The following is a 12829-nucleotide window of genomic DNA, read 5'->3' as shown; positions in this document are numbered from 1 at the left end:
AAAAATCAAAGTCAAAAGATCGTCCGATCGCGGCCCGAGCCTGCGGCAGCTCCTACAAAGGCCCCAGCTTATTTGGACTTGAGCTTCACATACATCTGACGCATGTCATTGGCCCAGCCGTCGATCACAGGTTTGACGTCGGAGGCCTTCATCGCTTGAGTTTCATTTTCCAACGGCTTACCGGTACCTTTGCGCACCACTTGCGCCACCACCTTGTTGCTCGCACCGTCGAGGAACACCGCTTCGGTGGCCAGGGTGGTTTCCTGATCGCGGATACCGCTGGCAGTGCTGACCGCTGCGGCGACCAGCGCCACCGGAATCACTTCATACACCTGCAGACCTTCGGTCTTGCTGCTCACGGCAGTGATCGCCGCCCGCACCACAATCACCCCAGGGCCGGGGCCGTTGGCCAACGGCAGATCCTTGCTGATTTCACGCTTGAGCGCCTGATCGTAATAGGAGGTGATGCCGTTGAGGGTCTGCTGCGAAATCTTTGCGGTCGGTTGCGGCTTTGGATAGAGCTGGGTTGGCTCGATGTACACGCTGGTGAACTTGCTGATGTCGACCTTCGGATCGATCCAGCGCATCACCTCGGCGCCGGACGGCGATTTGGCCTCCTTGAGCTGGCTGTAGTCCTTGAGAAAGCCGGAATACTCATCGGGAGCGACGGTTTTGCTGGAGCAACCCACCACGCCCAGGGTGGCGATGCAGAGGGTGCCCATCATTACTGATAGCTTCATGCTGTAACTCCTGTCAGAAGGCCTGAATGTGCGTATGGGGGAGTTACAGGTATAGCTAAAAGCGCGGCGATTGCGTTGCAAAACCACAAAATTCATACGAGACCCCGCGCGGCTTGGCAAACCTCATTTAAGCCACAGATGCAGATACCACTTAAGGCTGGAAGAAAATGAACATGAGCGATCCGGCGCTGAAATAAAGCGCCCCTGTAGGAGCTGTCGCAGGCTGCAATCTTTTGATCTTGTTTTTTAAAAGCAACATCAAAAGATTGCAGCCTGCGACAGCTCCTACAGGGTCATGTTCAGGGCCGTGTCACCAGGAAGACGTCGCCCCGCTCTTCAACGCCATCTCGCGCCGGCTGTTGGCGCGCATCGCCTTGATCAGCGATACCGAGCCCACCAGCAGAATCGCCGCGCCGAACAGGAAGTCGATGTTGTACAGCTGGAAGTCCTGCACCGGCCCCACCAGCAGCACCCGAACCACGGCAATCGTCACCAGCGTGGCGAGGAAATCGATCCCCGGCTCGTCGCGATAGAACACGTGCAGCAATGGCAGGCACAGCACCAGCAGGAACAACAGCACCACGACCTTGAACGAGCCTTTGCGCTCGACACTGAACGCGCATTCGTGCGGGGCGTAGGCCTTGTAGTCCTCGTCGCGGATCATCGAGTTTTTCTCGTTGATGTACTCGACGCGGTTGTACTTCTGGATCGGCGTGAAGGTATTGGACATATCCATCAGCGTGGTGATGTTCTTGAAGCGCAGGTCGATGCGCTCGCTGCCCTTGAGGTAATACAGCACCGGTTTGTAGCCGTAGCGATAGGTGTCAAAGGGGAATTCGGTGACCTGGCCCTGCACGCCGATCGGCCGTGGCTCAAGCTCGGCGTAGGCGCTTTTGGTCGGCGACGCGAGGTTGCGGTTCAGCGGCTGGATCTTGACCTGTTCGAGGAAGATCGGCGTCACGCCATACGACCACTGCAACGGTTCCAGGCGCAGACGCAGTTCGTTGCGGCCCAGGTCGTAACGGTTGAAGGTGCGTTCGGAGACCACCAGCGAGCCACTGAGCATGAACTCGCCGCGCAGGTTGTTGGTGACGCGCAAGGTCAGTTGATCCTTGCCCAACAGCGCCGCTTCGGTGGACGGCGGCGCGCCGCACCACGCGGTGCTTTCACCGGCGCCGCCCAACTGGCCGTCGCGGTTTTCCTTGAACACATAGAAGTAACTGGCCCACAGCGTCAGCATCAACAGCAACGCCGTGAGGCCCAAAATCTTTTTGCCCGCACTCACTACCCAGACTCCCTTCTTCGTTCCGTCGTCCAGCCGAAAACCCGCTGGCGACCGGGACTCTACCAAAAGGCCAGCATCGACCCAAGGAAAAATCCGGGAATGCTGCGGGATGTAAGGGTTTCCCCTGTATAGAGGGGCCGCTAGACAATTGTGGTGAGGGGATTTATCCCCGACCGGCTGCGCAGCGGCCGCAGAACCAGCCAACAGGTTTTAGCTGAAGAAGTGCTTCGGCAGATTTTAGGTCTGCTTCGCAGCCCGTCGGGGATAAATCCCCTCACCACAAAGTATCTCTCAAGCATTGGATATTCAGCGTCTGCGGAACAGCGGCCGTGGTTCGATCACCGAGCGGCCGTACAGCACGCTCATGCCGGCCAGTCCCTTCAGCGCATCCTCAGCCGATTTGTCCTCGCGCACCGCAAAACTGTCGAACCCGCACTGACGCATATGGCTGAGCTGATCACGTAACACATCGCCAATCGCGCGCAACTCGCCGGCCCAGCCAAACCGGCTGCGCAGTAGATACGCCTGACTGTAGGCGCGGCCGTCGCGAAAGCTCGGAAAATCCAGGGCAATCAACGGCAGCGAGGCCAGCCACGGCACCACGCTTTCGACCTCGTCGTCCGGCCCCAGCCACACCGCGTGGGTCGAAGGCGATTGCAGCCAGTGCGCCAGCGGCAGGATCAGCAATCCTTGCGGCCTGCGCTGCTCCGGCTCGCGGATCAGCGTCCACGGATCGCCTTCGATCAACCGCGCAACACCCTGCTCCAGGCGCAGCAGATTGTTCATACCGACACCTCCAGCGTTTTCGGGTAGACCCGCTCCTTGAACGGCTCCAGGCCAATGCGCGCCACGGTGTCGACAAACAGTTCCTCACTTTCGCGATAACGCACGAAGGTGCCGATGATCCGTTCGATCACCTGTGGCACTTCGGTTGCGCTGAACGACGGGCCGATGACCTTGCCCAATGCACTGTGCTTGCCCTGCGCGCCGCCAAGGGTGATCTGGTACCACTCGCTGCCGTTTTTATCCACGCCGAGAATGCCGATATTGCCGATGTGGTGGTGGCCGCAGGCGTTCATGCAGCCGGAGATGTTCAGGCTGATGTCGCCCAGGTCGTGCAGGTAGTCGAGGTTGTCGAAACGCGCCTGAATCGCCTGGGCAATCGGGATCGACTTGGCGTTGGCCAGCGCACAGAAATCGCCGCCCGGGCAGGCGATGATGTCGGTCAGCAGGCCGACGTTGGCGCTGCCCAGATTGCGCTCGCAGGCCAGTCGCCAGAGTTCATACAGGTCAGACTTCTGCACATCGGGCAGGACAATATTCTGTTCGTGGGCAATGCGAATCTCGCCGAAACCGAAACGCTCCGACCAGTCGGCCACCGCCAGCATCTGCTGGCCGGTGACATCCCCCGGCGGTGCGCTCAGCCCCGGTTTGGTTGACAGCACCACGCTGGTGTAACCCGGTTTCTTGTGCGGCTGCACGTTGCGCGCGACCCAGCGGGCGAACGCCGGGTTTTCGGCCAGATGCGTGCCGAAGTCCAGATCGGTATCGCTCAGGGTGTGATAGATCGGCGGTACGAAGGCACTGGCGACCCGCTCATATTCAGCCTCGGTCAGCTGCGCCGGGCCGTCCTTGAGGTGCTGCCATTCTTCCTCGACCTCTTTGGCGAACGCCTCGATGCCCAGCGCCTTGACCAGAATCTTGATCCGCGCCTTGTACTTGTTGTCGCGCCGGCCATGGCGGTTGTAGACCCGCAGGATCGCTTCGACGTAGGACAGCAGATGCTGCCACGGCAAGCCTTCGCGAATCTGCAGACCGAGGATCGGCGTGCGCCCCAACCCGCCACCGACGATCACTCGCAGCAGCATCTGCCCGTCGCGCCCCGGATAAAGATACAGGCCGATGTCATGCATCATGATCGCCGCGCGATCCTGTTTCGCCGAGCAGATAGCGATCTTGAACTTGCGTGGCAGGAACAGGAACTCCGGGTTGATCGTCGACCATTGCCGCAAGATCTCGGCCAGCGGGCGCGGGTCGATCAACTCGTCCGCCGCGACCCCGGCAAAGGCTTCGGTGGTGATGTTGCGCACACAGTTGCCGGAGGTCTGGATCGCATGCATGTTGACCTGCGCCAGGCGTTCAAGGATGTCCGGCACCTGCGCCAGTTCGATCCAGTTGAATTGCAGGTTTTGCCGCGTGGTGAAGTGGCCGTAGCCGCGATCATAATCGGCGGCAATGCTCGCCAGCGTACGCATCTGTTCGGCACTCAGTGTCCCGTAGGGAATCGCCACGCGCAGCATGTACGCGTGCTTCTGCAGGTAAAGGCCGTTTTGCAGACGCAGCGGCAGGAACTCTTCTTCGCTCAACTCTCCGGCCATGAAGCGCTCGACCTGATCGCGAAATTGCGCAACGCGCTCGAACACCAGTGCGCGGTCGTAATCGTCGTATTGATACATGCAGCGGCCACCCCATCAGAATTGTGCGCAATTCCTGTAGGAGTGAGCCTGCTCGCGATTGCGGTGTGTCAGGCAACTGATTTGTTGACTGACACACCGCAATCGCGAGCAGGCTCACTCCTACAGATTTTGCCAGCACTATGGACGAGCAGCGCAGCATGCAACAGATTCACCTGAAACGATAAAAACCATATCAGGGCGCGGCAGAACGCCGCAGGCAGCACTTATATCTGATCCGTATAAATGAAAGATTCCTGAGCCTGTTTTGTTTCCGGCGCTGTTCCTACAGTGCAGCTCGTGCCAGACCGGGTGGCCTGGCAAGACTTTGCAACCGTGGAAGAATTGACCATGAGCACAGCAACAATCGGACAGGCGTATAACTACAAGGTCGTCCGCCAATTCGTTATCGCGACGGTTTTCTGGGGTGTCGTCGGTATGGCGATGGGGGTCTGGATCGCCTCGCAACTGGTGTGGCCGGAGATGAACCTCGACCTGCCCTGGACCACCTTCGGCCGCCTGCGGCCATTGCACACCAGCCTGGTGATTTTCGGTTTCGCCGGCAGCGCGCAATTCGCCGCCAGTTACTATGCGGTGCAGCGCACCTGCCAGGTGCGGCTGTATTCGGACAAGCTCGCGGCCTTCACCTTCTGGGGCTGGCAATCGGTGATCGTGATCATGCTGATTACCCTGCCAATGGGCTACACCACCACCAAGGAATACGCCGAGATCGAATTCTCTGGCGCGGCGTGGATGGCGGTGGTCTGGGTCGCGTACGCCATCGTGTTTTTCACCACCGTGGTGCAGCGCAAGACCAAACACATCTATGTCGGCAACTGGTTCTTCGGCGCGTTCATTCTGGTGATCGCCATGCTGCACGTGGTCAATCACCTGTCGATCCCGGTGGACTGGTTCAAATCCTATCCGGTGTATTCCGGGGCTACCGATGCCATGGTGCAGTGGTGGTACGGCCATAACGCGGTGGGTTTCTTCCTGACCACCGGCTTCCTCGGAATGATGTATTACTTCGTGCCGAAACAGGCCAACCGCCCGGTGTATTCGTATCGGTTGTCGATCGTGCATTTCTGGGCGCTGATCACCCTGTACATCTGGGCCGGCCCGCACCACTTGCACTACACCGCATTGCCGGACTGGGCTCAGTCGCTGGGCATGGCGATGTCACTGATCCTGCTGGCGCCGAGCTGGGGCGGGATGATCAACGGCATGATGACCTTGTCCGGTGCCTGGCATAAGTTGCGCACCGACCCGATCCTGCGCTTCCTGGTGCTGTCGCTGGCGTTCTACGGCATGTCGACCTTCGAAGGGCCGATGATGGCGATCAAAACCGTCAACGCCCTCTCCCACTACACCGACTGGACCATCGGCCACGTTCACGCCGGGGCGTTGGGCTGGGTGGCGATGATCACCTTCGGCGCGACTTATCACATGGTGCCGAAAGTCTTCGGCCGCGAGCAGATGTACAGCACGCCGCTGATCAATCTGCACTTCTGGCTGGCGACCATCGGCACGGTGTTGTACATCGCGTCGATGTGGGTCAACGGCATCACTCAGGGCCTGATGTGGCGGGCGATCAACGAGGACGGCACGCTGACCTATTCGTTTGTCGAGGCGCTGCAGGCCAGTCATCCGGGGTTCATCGTGCGCTTTGCCGGCGGGGTGTTCTTCCTCAGCGGCATGCTGCTGATGGCATACAACGTCTGGCGCACGGTGCGGGTCGCCGACGTGGCGCTGGCACGCAGCCAGGCACAGATTGCCTGAGGCAGGGAGCCGAAGAGGATGGATATTTTCTTGAATGTGCTGGGCGTGGTGTTTCTGTGGCTGGCGGTGGAGTACTGCCTGCGCCACCAGACGACTGAAAGCCTCGATGACGCGAGCATGGTGCCGTTCGCCGATGACCCGGACGTGGCACGGCGGGTGGAACTGGCGACCGGCAAGACCGTGAAGGCCGTGGCGCCGGAAGAGGCAAAACCGGGCTGGATCAACCTCGAGATGTAGCCCCACCACCGCCCCTGTAGGAGCTGCCGCAGGCTGCGATCTTTTGATTTGATTTTCTAAAAAACAGATCAAAAGATCGCAGCCTGCGGCAGCTCCTACAGGGGGGTGTTGCAGGTCAGGCGCGATCGCGGGGGATCAGGCTCTGCAGCTGCTGCGCAAGAAAATCCGCATCAAACACAAAGGTGTCCGGATCCTTCAAACCATTGGTCTTGCGCCATTGCCACTCGCCACTGGGCAAGCCCACCAGCGAAATGCTGCCGTAGCGCGCCGCCGTCAAGCCCATCACCGCCAGAGAAATCTGCCCCCCGCTGCCCATCACGTCCGGCACGAATTCCACCGGTTTGCCGGCGATCAGGATGCTCAGTTTCTCGGTCTTGAAGGTCGAGGTTTCCACCGGTGTGCTCGGCCCGAACGCGACGTAAGCCTCGCGGCTCACCTCCAGCAGGTTCGGTGCCTGCACCGGTTCCAGCCATTGCCGGATCTGGCCGAACAGCTCGGTGATGCGGCTGGCCCAGGCCTGTGACTGGGTTTCGAACAGTTGCTTCTTGTGCGCTTCACTCTCGGCATAGTGACGAAGCATTTCGCCCAGTTGTTGTACGTCGTTCATCAGTACGTTCCTCGGGGAGAGCCTGCGATGGTCGATAGTGACAGATCGAGGCGCCGGCGTACGTTAAACCTCGAGTGCCCCATTGCCCATTCAACACTCTGGTGCGACGAGCGGTATGATTTTTACCGATTCACCTGTCAGATCTGACAGTAGGCAGCGCACCGCCGAAGGTTTTAGATAAACCATCGTTTATCCCCTCCCGGAGTGCATGAAATGTCCGATACAAAAAATCGCAATGGAGTACTGACGATTTACCCGCCACAAATTCCCGGGCTTGTTAACGCGACCCATCCAGAGAATCCGGAAGGGGGGATTCCGCTCTCGCTGAGCGTAGTCGGTTTTATTCACAACGTCGTAGATCCCTGGGTCGAGCAAAGTTTGAATGACACTGCCAGTTTATTGACCAACGGCTCGGAGATCGCCGACGCAACGCAAATCATCGGGCCGGATGAACTTCACAAATCTTTCGACATGTTCTTGACTGTATTCTCTCTGAATGAAGGGATCAATCGACTGCGCCTGCGGGTGAAACGGCTCAGCCAACCCATGCCCGAAATCTCGGCACCGCTGGTCCTGCTCTACCACGCAGAACGCCCCGGCGGTGAAATCGCAGGGAGCGGCGACAATCCGAATCTTGAATTGAGCTTTGCGTCGATCATCATCGATAAAGGTGTCGATGCCCCGAGTGCTGCCGCAGGTGTGGATGCCACGCTGAGCTACATCTTCATGCGCGAATTGGATGAAATTACCTTTTACCTGGACGGGACTACTATCAAACACACAGTGACCGCAGCCGAAGTCACTGCAAAAAGGGTAGTGATCAAGCTGACCACCGAACACTTCTGGCAGGACAACAAACGGTTCGCCCTGCGTTTCGGGGTGACCGACCAATTGGGCAACCGCTCGGGCCCGCAGGCATTCTGGTCGGCAACCACGTATCTCGATGTGCATATCCGCCAACCGGTGCTGGACCTGATTGCACCAAAAGTCCTGGAAGCCAGGGATTCGAACGGCACCGTGCTGAATTTTGTCCGGGACTTCTACGAAGCCCGGTACGCGACTGTCGAGGTGAGGTACCCCGGCTCGGCGCCGCGACAGTCGGTAAAGGTCTATTGGATAGGCCGCAACTCCACTTATGGCAGTGAGATTCAAATCGTCACCGCTGCCGGGCAGACCTTGCAATTTCGGGTTCCGCGCGAGGAAGTGGTCGACACCGTCGGCAGCGGTGCAAGTGTTTACTACACGGTTCAATTGCCGGGCTCCAACGAGGATCGCCCGTCCAAATCGCTCGACATCACCATCACTGAGCAAAAGCACCGTTTGGGTGAGCCGACGCTGAATGCAGCCAAGAACAATCTTCGGGCATCTTACCCCGAGCTCGGCAAGCCCCCCGTCCCCCACAAAGTGCGGATCTCCCTGACCGTTGGAACGACTCGCTACGACAGCGCCGAAATCTTCATCGTTGAGGGCTCGACGTACACCGACGTTCCTGTTCCGTCGAGCTGGATCACACCCAACAAAGGCAAATTGGGGCTGTTCAACTTCACCCTCAAAAAGACAGGCACGACCGAGCCGATCATCTTTTCCTGGTATTTGCGGGTGGTGCTGTGAGTCTTTGGCGCAACTGGCACCATGACACCTGGCAACAGGATCGTCGGTACAGTTGATTTCACACTGGCGTCCGTCCGGGAACAAACAGAAACTTGCCTCTGGCCTGGCCTTTCGACCCAGGCCATAAGCCAGAGGAATTTCAATGCGCACCATCGGCCTGATCGGCGGCATGAGCTGGGAATCCAGCGCTGAATATTATCGTCTCATCAATCAACAGGTCCGCGACCGCCTCGGCCCGCTGCGCTCGGCGCAAATCCTGATGTTCAGCGTCGACTTCGGCCCGGTCGAACAGGCCCAGCACGCCGGGCGCTGGGACGACGCGGCGGCGATTCTGGTGGATGCCGCGCGCAGGCTCGAGGCCGGCGGCGCCGAATGCGTAGTGCTGTGTACCAACACCATGCACAAGGTCGCGGCGCAGATTCAGGCAGCGATCAGCATTCCGTTCCTGCACATCGCCGAACCGGCGGCGCAGGCCGCTTTGGCCATCGATGCGCACACGGTGGGCCTGCTCGGCACCGCGTTTACCATGGAGCAGGACTTTCTCAAGCAGCGCCTGATTGCGCAGGGTTTGACGGTACTGATACCGGACGACGCCGAACGCAAGGACGTGCACCGGATCATCTATGACGAACTGTGCGTCGGGGTGATCAGTGACGAATCACGCAAAATCTATCAACGGGTGATCGAAGCGCTGACCGCGCGCGGCGCCCAGGCGATCATCCTCGGCTGCACGGAAATCGGCCTGCTGGTCAAACCCGAACACAGCGTCCTGCCCCTGCTCGACACCACCGAGTTGCATGCGCAGTCGGCGGTGGCGTTCGCGCTGGGTGATTGACCCCCACAGGATTTTTTGGGCTTATCGACGACGCAGACGGGCCATGCTCAGGGTGTCGACCCATTGCCCGTCGCGCACGGCGTAGTCACGAAACAGGCCTTCGTTCTCAAAGCCGAACTTGCGGTAGAGATTGATAGCCGCCTGGTTGTCGGCGTACACCGAAAGTTCGACCCGGTGCAGGTTCATCCAGTTGTCGGCGACGTCCAGCGCCGCGGCCAGCAATTTCGACCCGACACCTTTGCCCTGCCACGCCACAGCGACGGCCATGCCGACACTGCCGGCGTGGGCGCGGCGAATTCGTGAATAGTTTTCCAGCCCGAGATGACCGACCACCACGCCCTGGTGCAGCGCCACCAGTTTGACCATCCGCTCGTTCTCCGCCAGTAGCCGTTGACGCCAGATCTCGGTGGACTGAAAGGGCATCTGCAGCACCTGCCGGGTCACGGCCGGATCGTTGTACAGCGCGGTGACGGCCTCGATATGGGATTCGTTGAAGCGTTCGAGGGTGATGGCGGGGTTGTGGTCGGGCATGGCGGATCCTTCCTGGATCGATGTGTGGCCTGACACTCTAAACTGCTTGTTCAAACACGTACAAACTGTAGGAGCTGCCGCAGGCTGCGATCTTTTGACTTTGCTTTTAAAAGACAAGATCAAAAGATCGCAGCCTTCGGCAGCTCCTACAGGGAATGGTGTGTCGGGGGACTGAGTTAATTCTGGAACCATTCCTGGCGTTCGTTGAAGGTGTGGTGGATGAGTTCGACCAGCGTGCGAACTTCTTCTATCGCCTGGGATTCAACGTTGACCGCCAACCAAGCCTGTAACTGCATCGGCTCATCGAATAACCCCGGCAACGCCACCAGCCCGTGATCGAAACGGCTCATGTAGGCCGGCAACAAACCGATGCAGGCGCTGCAGCGGATCATTTCCAGCATCAGTTCATAAGATTGCATCTGCACCACGCCGGCCAGGCGTTGTTCGACCAGCTCATTCCACGGCCGGAAGCTGTCGATCTGGCGGTCGTGCTGCCATTGCACCAGCATGAAATCGCTGAGGTCGTCGGCACTCGCCGGGCGCGCGGTGACCCGGGAATAGCGTTTGGCGATGTGCGGCAGGTAATCCAGACGCGCCAGGGCCTGCGGCTGACTGGTGGCGAAGGTCGGGCCGGGACTCGGGGTTTCGCCGTGGGCCAGCCACAGCACCACGTCGGCACTGACCGCGCGCAACGCCAGTTCGCTGTCCAGCGCGATTATCTCCAGGCGCACGCTGGCATTGCGCCGCAGCAACGCGATCAGGTCGCGACCGAGGATGTCATGCAGGATCGATTCGGCAACCGCCAGGCGGATCAGCGGCTGCTCGACCACCGGCAGTTTGCGTTCGTGGGCCAGCGCGACCAGTTGCGCCTGCAACTGCTGACCTTCACGGGTCAGGCTCAGGGCGCTGCCCTGAAAGCTGAACAGCGAGTGCTGCAGCTCCTGCTCAAGCTGCGCCAACTGCTTGCGCAGCAAGGTCGAGCGCACGTTGAGGCTGCGCGCGGCCTGCATGAAACAGCCACAGCGGGCACTGACCAGAAAATATTGCGCGACCTCCGCATCGATGGTCGCGGCTTGCGCCAGCCACGGCTCGCGCTCGTCCTGTGCCCACCGGAAATCGGGGCTACCCTGTCGTCCTGCGGGTTCGGTGAATGACATCGATGACTCCCTGTCGATCTTTGTTGTTGATGGCTTCCAGCGCGGTATGAAACTTCTGAACCTGTGAAGATCCTGTGGGAGCTGGCTTGCCAGCGATGGGGCACTCACATCCAGCCCCTGTGTTGCCTGACACTCCGTCATCGCTGGCAAGCCAGCTCCCAAAGGATTATTGGTTGGTTTCGAGGATTTTGTTCAGCTCGGCCCCATCGATACTCAGCGTCGCGGTATTGAGCATCCCGTCCAGATAGGCCTGGGCAATCTGCTCCTGCCGTTGCGCCCGCAAGGCCTGGGTCAGTTGATCGCGCAGTTCATCCAGTGTCGCGGTACGTGCCGGTTGCTGTTCGGTGAGTTTGATCACATGGAAGCCGGCTGCGCTCTGCAGTGGATCGGACACCGCGCCGACCTTCAACTTCGCCACCGCACCCCGCACCTCCGGCACCAGTTGCTGCAACGGTTGCAGCCAGGTATCGCCGCCGCGTTCGGCGGTCAGCCGATCCTGCGAATACTGAGTCGCCAGCGCGGCAAAATCCGCCGGCGTGCTCTGGGCCTTCTTGCTCAGCTCGGTCGCCTGTTTGCGCACGGTTTCCAGGCTCTGCGCATCCGGCACCGCGAGGAAAATCTGACTTACCCGGTACAACGCCGGAGTCTGCCAGTTGCCCTTGCCAGCGTCATAAGCCTGCTGCAACTCGCTCGCACTCGGGTAGTCCGCCGGCACCTGGCTGACCGAACGCAGATAATCGCGAAAGACAATCTGCTCGCTGGCCGCGCGGGTTTGCCGCACCACGTCCGGACGCTGCGCCCAGCCCTGAGCATCGGCCTGTTCCAGCACGGCTTTCTCCGCCAACCGCGTACGCAGCCAACGCTCCAGCGCTTCACGGTTGCCGCGCAATTGCTCGCGAGTTGCCGGCGGGACGGTCGCCAGCAGCGTCTGCAACTCCTGCGGCGTCACCTGCTGATTGCCCAACCGCGCTACCGCAGGCCCCGCAGCAACCGCCGCCAACGGCGACGATTGCTGGGCGGCAACCGGGTCAGCACCCGGTCGCAGCACCAGCGCCACGGCTACCACCAACAGCGCCACTGCCCCGGCGCCGATCACCATGGCAGGCTTTTTCACAGCGCGACTTCCTCTTGCTCAGCGGTAGCGACTTCGGCCGTCGAGGCTTGCGCCGCCTGGCTGAAATCACGCAGGTAGACGATGAACTCCTGCAACAGACGATCCCACAATTCCAGATTGCCGCGCAGGTGATCGTTGCTCACACCGGCCGCCAGCACCACGTCCATTTCCATCACCAGAAACTCGCCCTGCAACGACAATCGCGCAAAACGCCGGGTGGCGTTCCACTGTTCGGCCACGCCCTGTGGCAACTCACCTTGCACCCGCAGCGCACAGCTGAAAGTGAAATCGACGTAGCTGCCCTGCTCCACCGCCGGGTTGCCGAAACGCACGGCATAACCGATGCCCTGACTGGCGCTGAGCAACTGCACGATGCCGTTCTGTTCGGTCTGGTTGACGCGATAACCGGCCGCTTGCAGGACGTCGGTCAGGGATTGTGGGGACACATGGCTGATCAATTGAGTCATGACTTCTTCCTTG

General features: G+C 60.0%; 13 protein-coding genes. 4 read left to right on the top strand and 9 right to left on the bottom strand.

The genetic code is table 11. From position 1 onward, the window contains the following. Positions 1-68: 68 nt before the first annotated feature. The 4 genes from JN524_RS00190 to JN524_RS00175 form a co-directional block, all read right to left on the bottom strand. The gene (locus tag JN524_RS00190; protein ID WP_202368031.1) at positions 69-740 is read right to left on the bottom strand and encodes a DUF3313 domain-containing protein; all 672 of its coding nucleotides are present in this window, start codon (positions 738-740) and stop codon (positions 69-71) included. 310 nt (positions 741-1050) lie between these two features. Then, complete coding sequence (locus JN524_RS00185) at positions 1051-2025, bottom strand: hypothetical protein (RefSeq protein ID WP_202368030.1); 975 nt, start codon at positions 2023-2025, stop codon at positions 1051-1053. A 306-nt stretch (positions 2026-2331) separates the two neighbouring features. Then, the gene (locus tag JN524_RS00180; protein ID WP_202368029.1) at positions 2332-2811 is read right to left on the bottom strand and encodes a DUF934 domain-containing protein; all 480 of its coding nucleotides are present in this window, start codon (positions 2809-2811) and stop codon (positions 2332-2334) included. Then, positions 2808-4481, bottom strand: a complete 1674-nt coding sequence (locus tag JN524_RS00175; protein ID WP_202368028.1) for a nitrite/sulfite reductase — start codon at positions 4479-4481, stop codon at positions 2808-2810. The genes JN524_RS00180 and JN524_RS00175 overlap by 4 nt, the downstream gene beginning before the upstream one ends. 348 nt (positions 4482-4829) lie before the next feature. Here JN524_RS00175 and ccoN point away from each other — a divergent pair, with 348 nt between their 5' ends. Then, positions 4830-6257 carry a cytochrome-c oxidase, cbb3-type subunit I gene (ccoN, locus tag JN524_RS00170; RefSeq protein ID WP_202368027.1) on the top strand — a complete coding sequence of 476 codons (1428 nt, stop codon included), beginning with the start codon at positions 4830-4832 and terminating at the stop codon, positions 6255-6257. An 18-nt stretch (positions 6258-6275) separates the two neighbouring features. Continuing rightward, positions 6276-6494 carry a cbb3-type cytochrome c oxidase subunit 3 gene (locus JN524_RS00165; RefSeq protein WP_202368026.1) on the top strand — a complete coding sequence of 73 codons (219 nt, stop codon included), beginning with the start codon at positions 6276-6278 and terminating at the stop codon, positions 6492-6494. A 115-nt stretch (positions 6495-6609) separates the two neighbouring features. Here the strand turns inward: JN524_RS00165 and JN524_RS00160 are convergent, their stop codons facing one another. Next, positions 6610-7101, bottom strand: a complete 492-nt coding sequence (locus JN524_RS00160) for a hypothetical protein (RefSeq protein ID WP_202368025.1) — start codon at positions 7099-7101, stop codon at positions 6610-6612. Between the two features lie 213 nt (positions 7102-7314). Between JN524_RS00160 and JN524_RS00155 the strand changes: the two genes are divergently transcribed. Next, on the top strand, positions 7315-8712 hold the full coding sequence (locus tag JN524_RS00155; RefSeq protein ID WP_202368024.1) for a hypothetical protein: 1398 nt from the start codon (positions 7315-7317) through the stop codon (positions 8710-8712). Positions 8713-8854: 142 nt separating this feature from the next. After that, the gene (locus JN524_RS00150; RefSeq protein ID WP_202368023.1) at positions 8855-9547 is read left to right on the top strand and encodes an aspartate/glutamate racemase family protein; all 693 of its coding nucleotides are present in this window, start codon (positions 8855-8857) and stop codon (positions 9545-9547) included. A gap of 21 nt (positions 9548-9568) precedes the next feature. On the opposite strand, the gene JN524_RS00145 is transcribed toward JN524_RS00150, so the two are convergent. The 4 genes from JN524_RS00145 to JN524_RS00130 all read right to left on the bottom strand — a co-directional run bounded on the left by JN524_RS00145 (position 9569) and on the right by JN524_RS00130 (position 12816). Further along, positions 9569-10078 (bottom strand): GNAT family N-acetyltransferase, encoded by a 510-nt coding sequence (locus tag JN524_RS00145; protein ID WP_202368022.1) that lies wholly within the window; start codon positions 10076-10078, stop codon positions 9569-9571. 176 nt (positions 10079-10254) lie between these two features. Further along, a complete protein-coding gene (locus JN524_RS00140; protein WP_202368021.1) occupies positions 10255-11235 on the bottom strand; it encodes a LysR family transcriptional regulator in 981 nt (326 codons plus the stop codon). A gap of 166 nt (positions 11236-11401) precedes the next feature. Further along, positions 11402-12349: a peptidylprolyl isomerase gene (locus tag JN524_RS00135; RefSeq protein WP_202368020.1), complete on the bottom strand. Its 948-nt coding sequence runs from the start codon at positions 12347-12349 to the stop codon at positions 11402-11404. Then, positions 12346-12816: a YbjN domain-containing protein gene (locus JN524_RS00130; protein ID WP_202368019.1), complete on the bottom strand. Its 471-nt coding sequence runs from the start codon at positions 12814-12816 to the stop codon at positions 12346-12348. Before JN524_RS00130 ends, JN524_RS00135 begins: the two co-directional genes overlap by 4 nt. Positions 12817-12829 lie beyond the last annotated feature (13 nt).

Origin of the sequence: Pseudomonas sp. MWU318 (genome assembly GCF_016756945.1) — a bacterium.
GTDB classification, from domain to species: Bacteria; Pseudomonadota; Gammaproteobacteria; order Pseudomonadales; family Pseudomonadaceae; genus Aquipseudomonas; species Aquipseudomonas putida_A.
Note: the sequence above shows the minus strand (reverse complement) of the source record. Positions and strands in the feature narration are given on the sequence as shown.